Here is a 17,663-nt window from a genome sequence, read left to right on the forward strand (position 1 = left end):
CCAAAGGGGGGGGGGGCACCCCCCCCCGACCCCCCCCCACTTCATTGCGCCCGCGCCGGGGCTAGCCCTGCGTGAAGTAGCCGAGGAGGTCGGTGATCACGTGGTTGGGGCCGCCGTAGCTGTTGAAGATGTTCACCTTGCCGCCGGTCCCGACCGGGGTGGTGACGTGGTTCGGGACGGTGACACCGGGCAGCGTGTTGAGGCTGCTGGCCCCGGGGAGCTTGCCGCCGAAGGCGTACGCGGTCAGGAAGCCGGGGCCGGTGGAGTCGGTCGCGGTGACGTTCAGGACCGCGCCGACGGCGTTGGCCGGGAGGCCGGAGACCGTGGTCGTGGCGCCCGGGGCGACCTTGCCCGTGGTGCGGGTGTCGGCGAGGCGCTTGGGGACGACCGGCGTGAACAGCGCCTTGCCGTCCTTGCCGTAGTAACCCACCGCGTCCAGGACCAGGTGCGTCGAGCCGGAGTTCGTGAAGAGGGTGATCGTGCCGTCCGGGCCGACCGGGACGATCGCCTGATTCGACTTGTCCTTGCCCGGCTCCACGTTCAGGTTGGAGGTCGCCGGGCGCTTCGCCGGGTCCGGGTAGGCGATCACGTGCGCCGGCTGGGTGGCACCCGTACCGGTGAGGTTGAGGGCGACCGCGGTCGCGGAGGCCGGGATGCCGTTGACGCCGGCCACCTTCACCGTGCGGGTCTTGCCACCGCCCAGCGCGCCGCCCGACGTACGGGTGTCCGTGACACGGGTCGGGGTGACGGGGGAGAAGCGCTCGCCGGTGGTGGGCCGGTAGGAGCCGACGACGTCGACGATCAGGGAGGCCTTGCCCGCGTTCAGCTGGGCTTTGATCTTGCCGTCGGCGCCCACGGGCACGGTCACCGTGTTGGACGAGGTGCCGCCCTTGGCGATGTTCACGTTCGACGTCGCCGGCCGCGACTGGCCCGACGGCCACACCGTGAGGTGGGTGTCCTCCGTGGCATCGGTGACCGTCACGTTCAGGACCACCGCGCTCATGCTCTGGCCGAGCCCGTGGTTCGGAACGTTCTGGCCGGCCCACAGGACCACCGGGAGGGCGGAGCCGCCCTTGATGGGGGTGTTCGTGGTCCGGGTGTCCAGCAGGCGGAACGGCTCCGTGGCCACGTACCCGGACGGCGCGTAGTCGACCTGCACGGTCTTGGTGACCGTCGACTCCGCTCCCTGGGTGTCCGTCAGTCTGACCGTCACGTTGTACGTGCCGGGCGTCTTGTAGGCGTGCTCCACCTTCTCCAGACCCGCGCGGCTCGAGGAGGTGCCGTCGCCGAAGTCCACCTTCTGCGAACCCACCCGCCACGGCGCCACCGTGGCACCGGGGGTGTCGATGCGGACGGTCAGCGGAGCGACCCGGTATCCCGCGTCGGCGGAGGTCGGCAGGACCGGTGTGGCGGTGAAGCCCGCGGTCAGTACGCCGGGTGCGGTCACCTTGGTCGTCCGCGTGGAGCCCGCCACCTCCCGCCCCACTGCCGTGACCACCTTCGTCTTGACGTTGTACACGCCCGGGGAGCCGTAGACGTGCTCGACGAAGTTCTCCTTGCTGACGACCGGGGCCGTCCCGTCACCGAAGTCGACGTGGTACGTGAGGGTGGACTCCCACTGGCTGTCCGTGGTCATCCTCACTCCGACCTTGCTGCCGACCGGAGCCCAGTTGTTCTGCGAGACGTACGACCAGACCATGCTCAGGCGGTCCTGCGCCTCCTCCGCACCCCGGTCGATCCACCCGCCGTCCCTGCCGGTGTTGGGGACCCGCGGGTCGTCCGCGGTCGGACCCCCGTCGATGTCGGTCGGCAGCACGCCGGGCGCCGTCGGATCGCCGGAGTCGATGGTGGGGGACCCGCCCAAGTGCGCACCGACTCCGTCGCGCGACGGCACGACGATGTCGTGCGCGCCCTGGCCGGTGGCGGCCGTGAACTCCGCCGAGGTCCTGTACCCGGTACCGGCCCACTGATACGGCATGCCCAAGCTGCCGGACTGTCCGTAGCCGCCGGTGATCAGGTTGTAGTCGGCGGCGGTTCCGGCCGTCGCGCTCTCCGACACGCCGATGCTCCGGAAGGATTCGAAGTTCGAGCAGTAATCGGCGGGGTAGATCAGGTTATTGAACACCTTGGATCCGGTCGAGCCACCACTGACCCCGATGCCCTCCTTGCAGCCGCTGTAGACCGTGTTGTTGGTCAGGACGGTGCCGGGCGCGTCCACCACTTCGGCCGCCTCCAGAGACTTCTGGGCGAAGAAGGTGTTGCGGCCGAACACCGTGTTCCGGGAGCCGCCCTCGACCCGGGCGCTGTGCAGCCGGCTCCGTGTGACGCGCACGTCCTCGCTTCCCCCGCCGACCACCAGGCCGTGGGACTTGCTCCACCCGTTGCCGATGCCGTCCAGTGCGACATCGGTGGAACCGAGGACCCGGATGCCGTCGTCGGTGACCGGCCCGCGGACCACTACGTGGGAGGCGCCACTGATGGTCAGGCCGTCCGTCCAGTACGTCTCCAGCACCTCCCCCGTCTCAGGGTCGGGCGCGGACGGGATGATGTCGAAGGTGATGGGCTTGCCCGGCTCGCCGGAGCGGTCGATGGTGACGGACTCCTTGTAGTAGCCGATGGCCGCGTCGACCCACACGGTCTGGCCCGGCTCGACGACCTTCGCCGCCTTCGAGATCGAGCAGAAGGGCACCGCCTGCGAACCCGGTCCGCCGTCGGTGCAGTTCGCGGCGGCACGGTTCACGTAGAGGCTTGACGGGGCCGCCCCGGCGGCCTCGGCGCCCGGGACACCGAGAAGGGTGACGAGACCTGCGGTGAGCAGGACCGTCGTCGTACGAGTGGGATACAACAGGTGTACTTCCTTCGAGTCTCAGTTCGCGGTGAAGTAGCCGAGGAGGTCGGTGATCACGTGGTTGCTGCCGCCGTAGCTGTTGAAGATGCTGACCTTGCCGCCGGGGCCGACGGGGGTCATCACGTGGTTCGGGACCGTGCGGCCGGGCAGTGTGTTCAGGCTGCTGGCGCCCGGCAGCGTGCCGCCGGAGGCGTAGGCCGTGAGGAAGCCCGGGGCGGTGGTGTCGGTGGCGGTGACGTTGAGGACCGCGCCGAGGGCGTTGGCCGGGAGGCCGGCGACCGTGGTCGTGGCGCCGGGGGCGACCTTGCCGGTGGTGCGGGTGTCGGCGAGGCGCTTGGGGACGACCGGGGTGAAGAGCGCCTTGCCGTCCTTGCCGTAGTAACCCACCGCGTCCAGGACCAGGTGCGTCGAGCCGGTGTTCGTGAACAGGGTGATCGTGCCGTCCGGGCCGACCGGGACGATGGCCTGGTTGGACTTGTCCTTGCCCGGCTCCACGTTCAGGTTCGAGGTGGCGGGGCGCTTCGCCGGGTCCGGGTAGGCGATGACGTGCGCCTGCTCCCTCGCGCCGGTGCCCGTCAGGTTCAGGGCGACCGCGGTGGCGTCCGCCGGGATGCCGTTGACGCCCGCGACCTTCACCGTGCGGGTCTTGGCGCCGGTCAGGGGGACACCCATCGTGCGGGTGTCCAGGACGCGGGTCGGGGCCAGCGGGCTGAAGCGCTGTCCCGTCTCCGGCTGGTAGTAGCCGACGAAGTCGACGATCAGCGAGCCCCGGCCCGAGTTGAACTGGGCGTAGAGCTTGCCGTTGGAGCCGACCGGGACGGTCACCGTGTTGGAGGAGGTACCGCCGGCGAGGACGTTGACGTTCGAGGTCGCCGGGCGGGACTGGCCCTGGGGCCACACGGTCAGGTGGGTGTCCTCCGTGGCTCCGGTCACCGTCACGTTGACGACCGCCGCGGCCATGCTGCTCGAGAGGGGGTGGCCGGGCACGGCCTGGCCGACCGGCAGGGTCACGGTCACCGGACCCGAGACGGCGCTGCTCGTGGTGCGGGTGTCCATGAGGCGGAACGGCTCGGTGGCCACGTAGCCGGACGGCGCGTAGGCGGCCTTCACGGTGCGGGTGGACGTGGACATTGCGCCGTTGATGTCGCGGATGGTGACGGTCACCTTGTAGTCACCGGGCGCCTTGTAGGTGTGCCTGAACGTGTCCAGCGCCTTGAAGGAGTCGGAGGTGTTGTCCCCGTAGTCGACGTCGACGACCTGGATCGGCCACGGCGCCGCGGTGGGCTTCGTGTCGAGCTCGAAGGTCAGCGGGGCGACGGGCCACATCTCGTCGTCGGCAACCGGCACGACGGGCTGCGCGGTGAAGACGGTGCTCAGCGGACCGGCGGGGGTCGCCTTGACCGGCCTCGAAGCGGAGAACTTCGCCCCCAGGGCATTGGCCACGATCACCGTGACGGCGCACGAACAGGGCGATGTGTAGACGTGTGTCGCGGCTCCGTCGTTGGCGTCTCCCGGGCGGGTGACGACCGGGGGCGTCCCGTCGCCGAAGTCCGTGGTGTACGTCAGCCCGCCGGGCCAGCGGCTGTCCGAGCCGGGGTGCGCCGTCACCTTCGTACCTATCGGCGCCCATGCCTGGTCGACCGACAGGAAGGCGTAGGTCAGGTGCTCGGCGGTCTCGTAGGCGCCGCGGTCGACGTACCCGCCGTTCTTGCCGGTGTTGGGGACGCGCGGGTCGTCCGCGACCGGGTTCCCGTCCATGTCCCCGGTCAGGAGGGCGCCCGGCGCCGTCGGGTCGCCGGAGTCGATGGTGAGGGAGCCGTCCATCACGCCGACGCGGTCGCGGTTCGGGGTGATGATGTCGTGGCCGCCCTGGCCCGTGGCGGCCGCGAACGCCGCCGCGTCCTTGTAGGCCGTACCGGCCCAGGTGTACGGGACCGTGGCGATCTTGGGGCTGCCCGCGATCAGGTTGTAGTCGGCACGGGTGCCGGACGCCGCGCTCTGCGCCACCACGAGGGGGGTGCGGGTCTTGCCCGCCGCGCACGCGGAGGAGTCGGGCTCCGCGGTGAGGAACACGTTGTTGAGCACGGAGGAGCCGGCCGAGCTGCCGCTGACCGAGAGGCTCGTTCCGCAACCGCCGCCGAAGTGGTTGTTGGTGAACGCCGTACCGGGGGCGTCCGCGACGACGGCCGGCTTGTCCGTTCCGCCGACGATCAGGTTCCGGCTGAGAACGGTGCCCCGGCTGCCGCCTTCGATCCGCGGGCTGGTGACGCGGCTCCGGCTGATGCGCACGTCCGTGCTGCCGTCGCCCACCCTCAAGCCCTTGGTGGAGCCGTGGATCTCCGACTGCTCCACGACCACGTCGCTGGAACGGTTGATCTTCGCGCCGCCGAAGAGGGTCAGCCCCCGGAGCACCACGTGGGAGGCGCCGGTGATGGTCAGGCCCTCATCGGAGCGCAGGAGCGCCCGGGAGTCGTCCCGCCCGTCCACGGCGAAGGTGATCGGCTTGCCCGGCTCGCCGGAGCGGTCGATGGTGACGGGATCGTCGTAGTTCGTCTCCGGGTTGATCCGTACGGTCTGACCCGGCGCGACGGCCTTCACCGCCGCCTGGATCGTGCAGAACGGGGCGGCCCGCGAACCGGCCCCCGTGTCGGTGCAGTTCGCGTCCTGGCGGTTGTTCACGTAGAGGTTGGCCGGGCTCCCGGCGGCGGCGACGGCCGGTATGCCGAGGAGGGTGACGCCACCTGCCGTCAGCAGGACCGTGGCGCGCGTGCGGAACACAGCGCTGATGCTCTTGTTCATCCATCCCCCGTCACATCGTTCGACCGTCACGCATAGGACGGCCCGGCCCGCGCGATGGTTGTACGGGGATCCGCGCTTCCCGGCGCGACTTTTCGATCCGGCGATCACGAGATCTCGCCATCTGCCAGGCAGATACGACGAAATCATGCACAGCTACGGCTCATATCAAGGCACCAACCTTGCACATGAGGTTCCATAGAGCACGCTTCCGGGAAAGAGTGACCCATGGCCAAACTCATGCTGCACGGAGACCTGGACCACCCGGCGACGCTCAGCGTCGCGGATCTGCGGGACTGGGCACAGCACCGTGCCGCGGTCACCTTCGACTGCGCGACGAACGGTCCGCAGCACCACGTGTTCGAGGGCCCGTTGCTCCGGGAGGTCATCTCGGACGCCGGCCCGGCCTTCGACGCCCGCCGCCGCAAGGACCGTTCGCGGTTCCTGCTCGCCGTGACCGGTGGGGACGGGCACCATTCGATGCTGTCCTGGGCCGAGTTGGACGACGACTTCGGCGCGAGTCCGGTGCTGCTGGCGACCCGCCTCGACGGTGAGGACCTCGACGAGGCGGGCGCGCAGCTGGTGGTCCCTTCGGACCGGTGCGGGGCGCGCTACGTCAGCGCCGTCACGCACGTGTGGTTCGGCGCGCTGTCGCCGCCGAACCTGGGCCTGTAGGCCCTCGGGTCCAGGACCCTCAGACCGTCGCGAGGGAGATCTCGGTCGACTTGATCAGCGCGACGACGGAGGACCCGGCGGCCAGGCCGAGCGCCTCGACGGCGTCCTTGGTGATGGCGGCGGTGAGCCCGCCGCCGTTGACGTCCACCTTGACGGACGCCATGGCGCCGCCGGCGGCGACGTCGACCACGGTGCCGGCGATCTGGTTGCGGATGGAGATGCCCTCGACGGCTCCGGTGGCCAGGGCGACCTCGGTGGCCTTGACGAGCGCCTTGACGGAGGAACCCGCGGCGAGGCCGAGGTCCTTGGCGGCGTCGGTGGTGATCGCGGCGGTGATGTCCTGGCCACCTTCCAGGCGGACCTTGACCGTCGTCATGGCCTCGCCCGAGGTGACGGAGGTGACGGTGCCGGCGATCTGGTTGCGGATGCTCAGGCTCATGAGTGGTTCGACCTTCGGGGTAGACGGTTCGGTGCGTACGGCCCGGGGGACCGCACAAGATCGACGCTAGGCGGCTTTGCCGCGGCGTGCTTTCGACCCTTCGCATCCGCCACCCGGAACCACCCGAGCGGCTGGCCCGTGCGCCCGTAAAAATCTTCGGGGTTCCTGTCACACCCGTGCGGTGGCGCGGGTCAGTGCGGTGAGGACGGAAAAACACCGTCCCCACCGCCTACCGAGGAGCCCCTCATGCAGATCGCCGCCACCGTCGTCGCCGTCCTCGCCGCCGCCATGTCGGGCTTCTCGGGCTACTCGCTCCTGCGCCGCGCCCCCTGGGTCGTGGAGGCCATGGAGCAGTACCGGGTCCCGCGGGCCTGGTGGACCCCGCTCGGCGCCGCCAAGGCCGCCGGAGCACTGGGCCTGCTGGCCGGTTTCCTCGTCCCGGCCCTCGGCATCGCCGCCGGCATCGGCCTGGTCCTCTACTACACCGGCGCCGTGATCACCGTGCTCCGGGCCCGGGCGTACGCCCACGTCCCCTTCCCGGTGATCTACATGGCTCCGGTCGTCGCCGCCTTCGCCCTCGGCTTCGCCGCGTAGGGGGCCCAGCCGGCCGGCCGGTCACTCGGTCACTCAGTCACTCGAACTTCGGCATCTCGCCGACCGTCTTCGCCACGTCGATCACGGCGAAGGCCGCGCCCTGCGGGTCCGTCACCGCCGCGAAGCGGCCGAAGGGGCTGTCCATCGGGCCGAAGTGCAGCTTTCCGCCGTGCGCCTGGGTCTTCGCGACCGCCTCGTCGCAGTCCGGGACGGCGAAGTAGACCTGGACGTACGAGGGGATCTCCGGCGGGAAGTCGGTGCCCATGTTCATCCGGCCCAGCACCGGGTTCTCCGGGCCGCCCAGACTGAAGACCTTGAAGTCCATCCCGGCCATCTCGGGGTCGTCGCCGGCGTCCATCTGCTGGGTCCCGTACGGGAACACCTGCGGGAGGAACGCGTCCGGCTTGGCCACGTCGCGCGAGAAGAACTCGGCCCAGCAGTACGCGCCCGGCTCGCCGGTCTTCTCGAAGCCCTTGTGGTCTCCCGGCTGCCAGACCCCGAAGACGGCTCCGCTCGGCTCTTTCGCGATGGCCATCGTGCCGAAGGAGCCGACCTGCATCGGCTCCATCAGGAGCTCTCCGCCGGCCGCCTTGATCTTCGCGGCCGTGGCCGTGGCGTCGGGCGAGGCAAGGTAGAGACACCATTGCGAATGGCCCTCCGCCCCCGGCATGGGCGGCACCACGGCCGCGACGGCCTTGCCGTCGGAGTAGGCCTGCGTGTAGTTCCCGTACTCGCTGCTGGACTCGCCGAAGGTCCAGCCCAGCACGTCGGCGTAGAAGGTCTTCGCGCCCTCCAGATCGGAGAACATCGCGTCCACCCAGCAGGGCGCGCCTTCTTTGAACTCAGTCATGATCGATCGACTCCCGTGTCGTGTACGACGTGACCCGTCTCCGTACTCACGCTAGGCGCGGGGTCCGACAATCGCGCGGGGAGCACCGCCGCGCGGGACCCTGGGTGCATGGACGAGAAGCACGACAAGAGCAAGGACGAGAAGAACAAGAGCGTCACCATCCGGCTCGCCCAGCAGCCGGAGGCCGACGAGCTGCTCGGGCGCAGCCCGCTCGCCGCGCTGGTCGGGATGCTGCTGGACCAGCAGGTACCCATGGAATGGGCGTTCTCGGGGCCCTACACGATCGCCCGGCGCCTCGGCTCCGACGACCTGGACGCGCACGCGATCGCCGCCTACGACCCCGAGGCCTTCGCCGCGCTGCTCTCCGAGAAGCCGGCCGTGCACCGCTACCCGGGATCGATGGCGAAGCGGGTGCAGCAGCTGTGCGCGTACCTGGTGGAGCACTACGGAGGGGACGCGGCGGCGGTGTGGACCGACGCGGGTACCGGCGCCGAGCTGCTGGCGCGGCTGCGGGCGCTGCCCGGCTTCGGGGAGCAGAAGGCGCAGATCTTCCTGGCGCTGCTCGGCAAGCGGTTCGGGGTGCGGCCGCGCGGCTGGCGCGAGGCCGCCGGCGGGTACGGGCCGGCGAACGTCTACCGGTCCGCGGCCGACATCACCGGCCCGGAATCGCTGGCCAAGGTACGGGCGCACAAGCAGGAGGCGAAGGCCGCGGCGAAGGCGGAGAAGGCGGCCACCAGCCGTGCCAGTAAACGGAATTGACGGTTCGGGCGGGTGTCCCGCCCATTGTCAGACCCTGCCCCTAAGCTCGTGGTCATGACTGAGAACCTGACCCGCGCCGCCACTGCCGAGATCATCTCCGACGGTCCCGGCAGCCTGATCACTCTGCTCACGGACACCGCCGAGCTGACCTGCAACACGGCCACCTTCGAGGTCGGCGCGGCGGGTGCCCCGGTGCACTTCCACACCAAGGCGACCGAGTTCTTCCACGTCACGGACGGCACGCTCGACGTCCTGCTCGGCGACGAGATACACACCCTGACCAAGGGCGACTTCCTCGCCGTGCCCCCCGGCGTGAAGCACGCCTTCGCCCCGGCCGCGGACAGCACCGCCGAGGTCTTCGTCGGGTTCACCCCCGGCATGGGCCGCTTCGACTACTACCGGCTGCTCGGCCGGGTCCGGGCCGGCGAGGCCACGGTGCAGGACATCATCGACAGCCAGCCCGTCTACGACAACCACTACGCGGAGAGCGACGCCTGGGCCGGCCGCCTGAAGCGCAGCGCCGAGGCGTAGACCTCGTCGGCGTCGAGCCGTCGCAGTTCCTCCGCTATCAGCTCGGCGCTGCTGCGGATCTTCAGCGCCACCTTGCGGTCCGGGCTGCCCGGCAGGAGCAGGGTGGCCAGGACCCCGTCGGGGCGGTCCACGCGGATCTCCCCGGCGGAGGTCGTCAGCCGGACCCGGGTGATGACGGGGCCCCCTGTCTCCACCCGCTCCACGGGCACGCCGAGCCGGTCCTCCAGCCAGCGGGCCAGCAGCTCGGAGCTCGCGTTGCCGGGCTCGCTCTCCACCGCCGCGCCCGTCACCGGGAGCGGCTTCTGGTCGAGGGCGGCGGCCAGCAGCGAGCGCCACGGGGTGAGCCGGGTCCAGGCCAGATCGGTGTCCCCGGGCTCGTAGGCGCCGGCCCGGGCGTCGAGCGCGGCGACCGGGTCGGCGGCCGCCTCGGCATCGGTGATCCGGCGCTGCGCGAGGGCGCCGAGCGGATCCCGGGCGGGCGCGTCCGGGGCGTCGGCCGGCCACCAGGCCACCACGGGCGCGTCCGGCACCAGCAGCGGGAGCACGACGGAGCCCGCGTGCTCGGTGAGCGTCCCGTGCAGCCGGAGCAGCACGATCTCCCCGGATCCGGCGTCGGCCCCGACCCGCAGTTCGGCGTCGAGCCGGTTCTGCCTCAGCCGGTGCGAGCCGCGCGCGGTGCGCTTGATCACCGCGATGATCCGGCAGGGGTGCTCGCGCGAGGCCTCGGAGGCCGCGCGGACGGCGTCGTAGGCGTTCTCCTCGTCCGTGGCGACGAGGAGGTTGAGCACGAGCCCCATCGTGGGGCTCCCGACGGCCCGTCGCGCGTCGAGCAGGGCCCGGTTGACCTTGCTGGAAGTCGTATCGGTGAGTTCGGTCCGCATGCTCCGAGTCTCGCAGGCCGGACGGGGCCACCGATACGGATTCCCGTGCGCGGTGTCAGCGGCTGTGCGGTGTCAGCGGCGCCGCCTGGCCGTGCCGAAGATGGACCGGGAGATCTCGCGGCCCAGCTGCGTACCGATCGACCTGGCCAGGGAGCGGAAGAGCCCGCTGCCCACCACCTGCTCCGCCAGCGAGGGATCCGGCTTCGGCGCGGCCTTCGCGGCCGCCTTCGCCTGCTTCTCCGCCTCCGCCGCGGCGGCGGCCGCCTCGGCTTCCGCCTCCGCCGCCGCCTGCTCGGCGCTGATCTTCTCGTACGCCGATTCCCTGTCGACGGGCTCCGCGTAGCGCGAGTAGAGCAGCGAGGACTTCACCGCCTGGTCCAGCGCGGCCGCGTCGATCGGCCCCATCAGCGACTGCGGGGCCCGCAGCCGGGTGGCCGCCACCGGGGTCGGCGCGCCGTTCTCGCTGAGCACCGTGATCACCGCCTCGCCCGTCCCCAGCTGGGTCAGCAGCTCCTCCAGGTCGTAGCCGGAGTTCGGGAAGGTCTTCACCGTCGCCTTCAGCGCCTTCGCGTCGTCCGGGGTGAAGGCGCGCAGCGCGTGCTGCACCCGGTTGCCGAGCTGCGCCAGCACGTCGGCGGGCACGTCCTTGGGGGTCTGGGTGACGAAGAAGACGCCGATGCCCTTGGAGCGGATCAGCCGGACCGTCTGCGTGATGGATTCGAGGAAGGCTTTCGAGGCCCCGTTGAACAACAGGTGCGCCTCGTCGAAGAAGAAGACCAGTTTGGGCTTCTCCAGATCGCCGACTTCCGGAAGGTCGGTGTACAGATCCGCCAGCAGCCACATGAGGAAGGTGGAGAAGAGCTGCGGTTTGTCCTGGACCGCCGGGAGCTCCAGTACGGAGACCAGTCCGCGCCCGTCCGCCGCCGTTCGGAGGAATTCGCTGGTGTCGAATTCGGGCTCGCCGAAGAATTCCGCGGCCCCCTGCTGTTCGAAGGCGGTGAGCGCCCGCAGAATCACGCCGGCGGTCACCGTGGAGAGTCCGCCGATGCCCTTGAGCTCGGGCTTTCCCTTGTCCGACACGAGGAAGGCGACGACCGCCCGCAGGTCCTTGAGGTCGATCAGCTCCAGGCCCTTGGTATCGGCGTAGTGGAAGATCAGCCCCAGCGACTGCTCCTGCGTCTGGTTGAGCTGGAGCACCTTGGACATCAGGACCGGGCCGAAGCTCGTCACGGTGGACCGGAGCGGGATTCCGGGGCCGATCCCGCCGAGCGAGTAGAACTCGCTCGGGAATCCGGCGCCCTCCCATTCCTGGGCCACGTCCTTCGCCCGTTCCTCGATCTTGCCGTTGGTCGCGCCGGGCGCCGCGATCCCCGAGACATCGCCCTTGATGTCCGCGAGGAAGACCGGAACGCCGTTGGCCGACAACTGCTCCGCGATGAGCTGCAGCGTCTTGGTCTTGCCGGTTCCGGTGGCGCCCGCGACCAGTCCGTGCCGGTTGAGCATCGACAGCGGGATGCGGATCTGGTGTTCCGGCAGGCAGGCCCCGTCCCAGAGCAGGGCCCCCAGATCGAGCGCGGGTCCGGTGAAGGCGTACCCCGCGGCGATCTGGCCGGCGGGGGACGCGGCAGGGGCCGCGGAGTCGGTGCTCTGGCTCATATATCACTCCCGAAATAGCACTATGTGCCACCTTTGCACCGTCATCGCAAGGCTGCGCCCCTGGGCCCTTGCCCGGTAGGCTTTCCGTGTGATCTTCAAGCGCATCGGAAATAGGCGGCCGTACCCCGACCACGGCAGGGAAACCACCCGTCAGTGGGCGGATGTCGCCCCGCGCCCGGTCCGGCTCGACCAGCTTGTGACCACCAAGGGCCAGCTCGACCTCGAAACGCTGCTCGCCGAGGATTCGACCTTCTACGGGGACCTCTTCGCCCACGTCGTGAAGTGGCAGGGCGACCTGTACCTCGAGGACGGTCTGCACCGCGCCGTCCGCGCCGCGCTCCAGCAGCGCCAGGTCCTGCACGCGCGCGTCCTCGAACTGGGCTGACGGGCCGGCCTGACGGGCCCCTTCCGGCTGTCTGATAGATCCCGGTTGCGCCTTTCGGGTCAGGCTTGCCCTATGAACAGATGATTCAGTGGGCATCGGCAGCGGTCGGCATTACGCTGCGCACATGAGCATGCTCACTCCCCCTGGCATGGGCGGAAAGTACAAGGTCACGGGAGCGGCTTACCCCCGCATGACCCGCCCTCGACGCCGCCGCCGGATCGTCCTCGTGGTGCTCGGATCGATCATCGGGCTCGCCCTGATCGCTTACGGGGCCGTGCAGCTCATCGATGTGTTCGGCGGTGACGCGGACAAACGCAAAACCGCCGCCGCGGCCAAGGACTGCGCGACCCCCGCCCCCAAGGCCGGCTCCGCGGCCTCCGCCGCGCCGGCCTCCGCGGCGCCGCAGGTCGTCCTCCCGCCGCCCGGCGGGATCACGGTCAACGTCTACAACGCGACCCCGCGGGCCGGCCTCGCCAAGGCCGTGGGCGATGAGCTCAAGAACCGCGGCTTCGCCATCGGCAAGGTCGGCAACGCCCCCGCCGACTTCGACAAGAAGGTCCCGGGCGCCGGGATACTGGTCGGCTCGCCGCAGACGGACAAGGCCGCCTTCTCCGTCCTCGGCACCAACCTCGCCGGCGCCACCCAGCAGACCGACACCCGCGAGACCGCGGACATCGACCTGATCCTGGGCGACGCCTTCAAGGAACTCACGCCCAAGGCCGACGCGGACAAGGCCCTGGCCGCGCTGGCCAACCCCCAGCCCGCCCCCGCCAAGAAGTGCTGACCGGCTGACACCGACCACGCGAGAAAGCCCGGCCTCCCGAAGGGGGGCCGGGCTTTGGGACCTCTGCGCCGATCCGCGCCGGTCGGTGTTACTCCGCCGAGCCGTACATGCGGTCGCCCGCGTCGCCCAAGCCCGGAACGATGTAGCCGTGCTCGTTGAGCCGCTCGTCCACCGCGGCCGTCACCACCGTCACCGGCGTGCCCGCGAGCTCGCGCTCCATGATCTCGACGCCCTCGGGCGCGGCCAGCAGCACCACCGCGGTCACGTCGTCCGCACCGCGCTTGATGAGTTCCTTGATCGCCGCGACGAGCGTGCCGCCGGTGGCGAGCATCGGGTCCACCACGTAGACCTGGCGGCCCGAAAGGTCCTCCGGCATGCGCGTCGCGTACGTGGAGGCCTCCAGGGTCTCCTCGTTGCGGACCATGCCGAGGAAGCCGACCTCGGCGGTCGGAAGCAGCCGCACCATGCCGTCGAGCATGCCGAGACCGGCGCGCAGGATCGGTACGACCAGCGGCCGCGGGTAGGAGAGCTTCACGCCGGTGGTCGGACCGACCGGGGTGACGATGTCGGCCTGCTCGGTGCGCACGTCCCGGGTGGCCTCGTACGCGAGCAGGGTCACCAGCTCGTCGGCGAGGCGCCGGAAGGTGGGGGAGTCGGTGCGCTTGTCGCGCAGGGTGGTGAGTTTGTGCGCCACCAACGGGTGATCCACGACCTGCAAACGCACAACATCCTCCAAAACTCGGCTGTCGCAGCGAAAGCTGCGACCTGCACCGCCGCCACCTGCGAAAACGGCCGCAAATGCGCGACCCACACCCAAAAGGCTACGCGCTGCGCCCACCCCTTCGCGCCCGAAGCGGGGGCCACGCCCGGAAACCCCTGGAGATGCGACCCGCCCGGACCCCCAGCACGCTGGACGGATGACCCACGAGACCGACGCAATGGTGATCGCCGCCGTAGACGGATCCGAACACAGCCTCAAGGCCCTGGAGTGGGCAAGGGCTGCGGCAGTACGCCACGGCACCGGGCTCGTCGTCGCCCACGTACTGTCCGACAGCGTCCAGCTGTACGCCGCACGCCGTTCCTCCCTCCAGGACCGCACCGAGCCCGAGGAGGCCGAGGACCCCGTCAGCGTGCGGATACGGGCCCACCTGGCCGAGGGGGGCCCGCTCCCCTCCGAAGTCCGCTACGAGTCCCTGGAGGGCTCCGTCCCGGAGGCCCTGCGGGACATCGGGGAGGGCGCCCGGATGCTGGTGATGGGATCCCGGGGCCGCGGCGGCTTCGCCGCGCTGCTGCTCGGTTCGAACAGCCGCGCCGTGGCCACCAGCGCCGGCTGCCCCGTGGTCGTCGTCGCGCACGAGGCGCGCGGAGCGGAGGGGGCCGACGAGGCCGACGAGGCCGCCCGGGCCTCGGCCGGGCGCGTGGTGCTGGGACTGCACGCCGCGGAGACGCCCGACAACGTACTGGACTTCGCGTTCGCGGAGGCCGCCGCGCGGGACACCACCCTCCAGGTGGTCTCGGCGTACAGCATCCCGCCGTCGCCGACGCTGGTGATCGACAGCCCGTTCGCGGTGATCCCGCCGGAGGCGCTGGTGGGGGAGGACGACAACGCGGTTCCGGCCGAGCGGGAGATGCTCCGCTCCCAGACGGAGCGGCTCGCACCGTTCCGGGCGAAGTACCCGACCGTGCCCGTCGAGCAGGCCGCGGTGCCCGGGGACGCGGCCGGGCGGCTCGTCGACACCTCGAAGGCGGCGGCGCTGGTCGTCGTGGGCCGGCACCACCCGCGCCGGCACATCCGGTCCCTGATGATCGGCTCGGTCGCGAATGCCGTGCTCCAGCACGCGCACGGGCCGGTGGCGATCGTCCCGACTTTGTCGGAGTCGGTGGGGTCACCGGAGTCGGCGGGGGAGTCCGCGTAGCCGGGATTGTCGGAATCCGACTGAATTCCTCTCCAGTCGTGGCAGAAGGTGGCATCAAACGGCCGGTCCGAGGGAAGGTGGGGGTTCGGGGGGACGGACCGGACCGGACCAGCCAGGGGCGGTGACCCATGCCCGACGAAGACCACGAGCTACTGGAGACGACGGCGCAGCGCAGAGCACGGCGCGCGCAGTTCCTCCGTGACCTGCACGAGGCCCGGGAACTGCGCGACCGGGTGCAGCCCAGGCGCGCCCGCGCCGCCCGCATGCGCCAGCAGATGCGCATGCGCACCTTCCGCTGGTGAAGCGCTGGTGAGGCGCTGGTGAGCCCCGCAGGGGCCCCCGCCGCGGCGCCCGCCCGGGCCCTGCCCGGACCCTGCCGGGGCGCGCGCCCAAGCCCTGCCGAGGCCCCGCCCGGCCTCCGTCCCGCCCCCTGCACGAGGCCCCGTACAACACGCGCGGCCAGCGCCACGGCGCGGAAGACCTCTCGCAATGGCTCCGTTTCTGCCACGATGCCGACTGGGCGGGGTACGAAACGGTGAGCACGACGACCGTTCCACCCCCACCCACCTCCGGCCGGGGGGAACTCCAACCGGCACGCCTATGACCAGTGGGAGAGTCACGGTGTATTTCGCCGCACTGCTCGCGCGCACCGAAGACGGGTGGGAAGCGAGCGACATGGAACTCGACGATGTCGAGTCTCTGAGTGATCTGATCGATCTCGCCCGCTCCGCCTCTGTCGACGACGACACGGTGGTAGCCCTCATCGAACAGGAGGACGCCTGGTTCGGTGTCGTCCGGGTGGACGGTGAAGAGGACCCGCGCTACTACGTGTCCAACGCCTCCGCCGCCTCCCGCAGCTCCTACGGCTCGATGCTGACCGACGAGCTGCTCGGCAAGGACGAAGAGGACGACGAACTCGACGAGCTGGACCTCGACGGAACCGAGGACGGCGAGGACGAGGTCATCGCCTCCTACCCGGACGGCGGACCCGCCGACAGAGACCAGGAGGACGACGACGAAGACACGGACGACGGCCGCGACGTACGGGCCGGCGCCGAACCGGCACCCGCCGGGCCGCTCGGCGACCCCAGGCTGCTCGACGACCTCGGGGTCAGCCACAAACAACTGATGACCCTGGACGGGGACGCGCTCTCGGAGATCGCCGAATCGCTCGGCGCCACCGAGGTCCTGGAGGCCGTCCGCTAGTGATTCCCGCGCACCACCACACCCCGCGGCCCACCCCGTACACGCCCGATCCCGTACGGGACCCGTGGCAGGACTCCATGCGCCTGGCGCTCCGGGAGGCCGCCCGGGCGGTGCCGGCCGGCGACGTGCCGGTCGGCGCCGTGGTGCTCGGCCCGGACGGGAAGCTCCTGGCCACCGGGCACAACGAGCGGGAGGCGACCGGAGACCCGACGGCACACGCCGAGGTACTGGCGCTGCGCCGGGCCGCCACCGCCCTCGGGGAATGGCGGCTCCCGGGGTGCACCCTCGTGGTGACCCTGGAGCCGTGCGTGATGTGCGCGGGCGCCCTCGTGCAGTCACGGGTGGCCCGGGTGGTCTACGGGGCGTCCGACGAGAAGGCGGGCGCCGCCGGATCGCTGTGGGACCTCGTACGGGACCGCCGGCTCAACCACCGGCCCGAGGTGATCGCGGGCGTGCTCGCGGGGGAGTGCGCGCAGCAGCTCACCGACTTCTTCCGCGACCTCTGAGGGGCGCGGCGGGCGTCCCGCCCCAATGGATTTCAGAGCACGGGCTTCCTTGGGCTAAGCTCTCTCTCGGTAGCGTGTCCGAGCGGCCGAAGGAGCACGCCTCGAAAGCGTGTGATGGTGCAAGCTATCCGTGGGTTCAAATCCCACCGCTACCGCTCTGATCGAGAGCCCCGCCCCGCAAGGGTCGGGGCTCTCGTCGTTTCCGGGTGCCGTAAGCCGCGCACCGCATGCCGCGCGCCGCGCGCAATGCGTCCGGCGTCCGGCGTCCGGCGTCCGAGGGACATCCGCGTGACCGCCCGCGCCCTCGGCCGTTGTCACGGCATGACCAAGACCCAGCGCATCCTCGCCGCCATCGCCCTCGCGGGGGCCGCCGCGGGCCTCGCGGCGCCCGCCGCCTCCGCCGCACCGATCTCCCCGCTCACCCTCCCGGACCTGCCGGCGCCGCAGGGCATGCCGGAGGGGGCGAGCCCGTCCTCGGTGCAGGAGATCGGCGGGCAGGTCAGCGGCGGCCTGAACCAGCTCAACCAGCTGATGGAGCTGCCGAACCACCTCGCGCCCGTGATCGCCCCGGTCCAGCCGATCGCCGACCTGGCCGGCGGCCTGGAGTAGCCGCACCGGACCCGGAGGCCACACCGTTCGGCGGACAACGCGAAGAAGGCCCCGACCTGGGTCGGGACCTTCAACGGTTGGGACGGGGGAAGTGGCATCGGGGGGACAAGCCACTTCCCCCGATGAGGACGGAACCTGCCAGTCCAAGCCGCAGTCAGGGGGGAAGCTTGCGGCTCGGACCCCGCAGTGAGGTCCTGTCCCTCGCTCACCGATTTCCTGCCAGAACCG

General features: G+C 70.9%; 18 protein-coding genes and 1 tRNA gene. 12 read left to right on the forward strand and 7 right to left on the reverse strand.

Going from position 1 to position 17,663, the window contains the following annotated elements:
• Positions 1 to 61: 61 nt before the first annotated feature.
• Together ACFRU2_RS28845 and ACFRU2_RS28850 are read right to left on the reverse strand one after the other, a co-directional pair.
• Entirely contained in the window at positions 62 to 2,845 is a 2,784-nt protein-coding gene (locus ACFRU2_RS28845) for a PKD domain-containing protein (RefSeq protein ID WP_382977355.1), read from the reverse strand.
• 21 nt (positions 2,846 to 2,866) lie between these two features.
• On the reverse strand, positions 2,867 to 5,647 hold the full coding sequence (locus tag ACFRU2_RS28850; protein WP_382977358.1) for a PKD domain-containing protein: 2,781 nt from the start codon (positions 5,645 to 5,647) through the stop codon (positions 2,867 to 2,869).
• A gap of 225 nt (positions 5,648 to 5,872) precedes the next feature.
• Here ACFRU2_RS28850 and ACFRU2_RS28855 point away from each other — a divergent pair, with 225 nt between their 5' ends.
• Entirely contained in the window at positions 5,873 to 6,319 is a 447-nt protein-coding gene (locus ACFRU2_RS28855) for a molybdopterin-dependent oxidoreductase (RefSeq protein ID WP_382977361.1), read from the forward strand.
• A gap of 19 nt (positions 6,320 to 6,338) precedes the next feature.
• Here the strand turns inward: ACFRU2_RS28855 and ACFRU2_RS28860 are convergent, their stop codons facing one another.
• Positions 6,339 to 6,758 (reverse strand): molybdopterin-binding protein, encoded by a 420-nt coding sequence (locus ACFRU2_RS28860; RefSeq protein WP_382977363.1) that lies wholly within the window; start codon positions 6,756 to 6,758, stop codon positions 6,339 to 6,341.
• Between the two features lie 246 nt (positions 6,759 to 7,004).
• On the opposite strand from ACFRU2_RS28860, the gene ACFRU2_RS28865 reads away from it, so the two are divergent.
• Positions 7,005 to 7,352: a DoxX family protein gene (locus ACFRU2_RS28865; RefSeq protein WP_382977366.1), complete on the forward strand. Its 348-nt coding sequence runs from the start codon at positions 7,005 to 7,007 to the stop codon at positions 7,350 to 7,352.
• A gap of 37 nt (positions 7,353 to 7,389) precedes the next feature.
• On the opposite strand, the gene ACFRU2_RS28870 is transcribed toward ACFRU2_RS28865, so the two are convergent.
• Positions 7,390 to 8,202 carry a VOC family protein gene (locus tag ACFRU2_RS28870; RefSeq protein WP_382977369.1) on the reverse strand — a complete coding sequence of 271 codons (813 nt, stop codon included), beginning with the start codon at positions 8,200 to 8,202 and terminating at the stop codon, positions 7,390 to 7,392.
• A gap of 108 nt (positions 8,203 to 8,310) precedes the next feature.
• Here ACFRU2_RS28870 and ACFRU2_RS28875 point away from each other — a divergent pair, with 108 nt between their 5' ends.
• Complete coding sequence (locus ACFRU2_RS28875; protein ID WP_382977371.1) at positions 8,311 to 8,961, forward strand: HhH-GPD-type base excision DNA repair protein; 651 nt, start codon at positions 8,311 to 8,313, stop codon at positions 8,959 to 8,961.
• Positions 8,962 to 9,015: 54 nt separating this feature from the next.
• Complete coding sequence (locus ACFRU2_RS28880) at positions 9,016 to 9,492, forward strand: cupin domain-containing protein (RefSeq protein ID WP_327305856.1); 477 nt, start codon at positions 9,016 to 9,018, stop codon at positions 9,490 to 9,492.
• On the opposite strand, the gene opcA is transcribed toward ACFRU2_RS28880, so the two are convergent.
• Positions 9,438 to 10,373, reverse strand: coding sequence for a glucose-6-phosphate dehydrogenase assembly protein OpcA (opcA, locus tag ACFRU2_RS28885; protein ID WP_382977374.1), 936 nt, complete (start codon positions 10,371 to 10,373; stop codon positions 9,438 to 9,440). The two genes, ACFRU2_RS28880 and opcA, sit on opposite strands and share 55 nt — an antisense overlap.
• A 72-nt stretch (positions 10,374 to 10,445) precedes the next feature.
• Positions 10,446 to 12,029 (reverse strand): helicase HerA-like domain-containing protein, encoded by a 1,584-nt coding sequence (locus tag ACFRU2_RS28890; RefSeq protein WP_382977377.1) that lies wholly within the window; start codon positions 12,027 to 12,029, stop codon positions 10,446 to 10,448.
• An 88-nt stretch (positions 12,030 to 12,117) separates the two neighbouring features.
• Here ACFRU2_RS28890 and ACFRU2_RS28895 point away from each other — a divergent pair, with 88 nt between their 5' ends.
• Together ACFRU2_RS28895 and ACFRU2_RS28900 are read left to right on the forward strand one after the other, a co-directional pair.
• Positions 12,118 to 12,414: a type II toxin-antitoxin system VapB family antitoxin gene (locus ACFRU2_RS28895; RefSeq protein ID WP_112446725.1), complete on the forward strand. Its 297-nt coding sequence runs from the start codon at positions 12,118 to 12,120 to the stop codon at positions 12,412 to 12,414.
• A 124-nt stretch (positions 12,415 to 12,538) separates the two neighbouring features.
• Complete coding sequence (locus ACFRU2_RS28900) at positions 12,539 to 13,198, forward strand: LytR C-terminal domain-containing protein (RefSeq protein WP_382977380.1); 660 nt, start codon at positions 12,539 to 12,541, stop codon at positions 13,196 to 13,198.
• An 88-nt stretch (positions 13,199 to 13,286) separates the two neighbouring features.
• Here the strand turns inward: ACFRU2_RS28900 and upp are convergent, their stop codons facing one another.
• Positions 13,287 to 13,922, reverse strand: a complete 636-nt coding sequence (gene upp, locus ACFRU2_RS28905) for a uracil phosphoribosyltransferase (protein WP_250738518.1) — start codon at positions 13,920 to 13,922, stop codon at positions 13,287 to 13,289.
• A gap of 193 nt (positions 13,923 to 14,115) precedes the next feature.
• On the opposite strand from upp, the gene ACFRU2_RS28910 reads away from it, so the two are divergent.
• From ACFRU2_RS28910 to ACFRU2_RS28935, 6 genes are all read left to right on the forward strand, one after another.
• On the forward strand, positions 14,116 to 15,114 hold the full coding sequence (locus ACFRU2_RS28910; RefSeq protein WP_382977384.1) for a universal stress protein: 999 nt from the start codon (positions 14,116 to 14,118) through the stop codon (positions 15,112 to 15,114).
• Positions 15,115 to 15,242: 128 nt separating this feature from the next.
• Positions 15,243 to 15,416 (forward strand): hypothetical protein, encoded by a 174-nt coding sequence (locus tag ACFRU2_RS28915; RefSeq protein WP_382977387.1) that lies wholly within the window; start codon positions 15,243 to 15,245, stop codon positions 15,414 to 15,416.
• Between the two features lie 319 nt (positions 15,417 to 15,735).
• Positions 15,736 to 16,320: a hypothetical protein gene (locus ACFRU2_RS28920; protein ID WP_382977389.1), complete on the forward strand. Its 585-nt coding sequence runs from the start codon at positions 15,736 to 15,738 to the stop codon at positions 16,318 to 16,320.
• A gap of 77 nt (positions 16,321 to 16,397) precedes the next feature.
• A complete protein-coding gene (tadA, locus tag ACFRU2_RS28925; RefSeq protein WP_274551732.1) occupies positions 16,398 to 16,826 on the forward strand; it encodes a tRNA adenosine(34) deaminase TadA in 429 nt (142 codons plus the stop codon).
• A gap of 68 nt (positions 16,827 to 16,894) precedes the next feature.
• Positions 16,895 to 16,981: transfer RNA gene (locus ACFRU2_RS28930), tRNA-Ser, on the forward strand.
• A 133-nt stretch (positions 16,982 to 17,114) separates the two neighbouring features.
• A complete protein-coding gene (locus ACFRU2_RS28935; RefSeq protein ID WP_382977392.1) occupies positions 17,115 to 17,435 on the forward strand; it encodes a hypothetical protein in 321 nt (106 codons plus the stop codon).
• Positions 17,436 to 17,663: the final 228 nt, after the last annotated feature.

Source organism: Streptomyces sp. NPDC056883, assembly GCF_042788835.1.
GTDB lineage: Bacteria > Actinomycetota > Actinomycetes > Streptomycetales > Streptomycetaceae > Streptomyces > Streptomyces stoeckheimensis.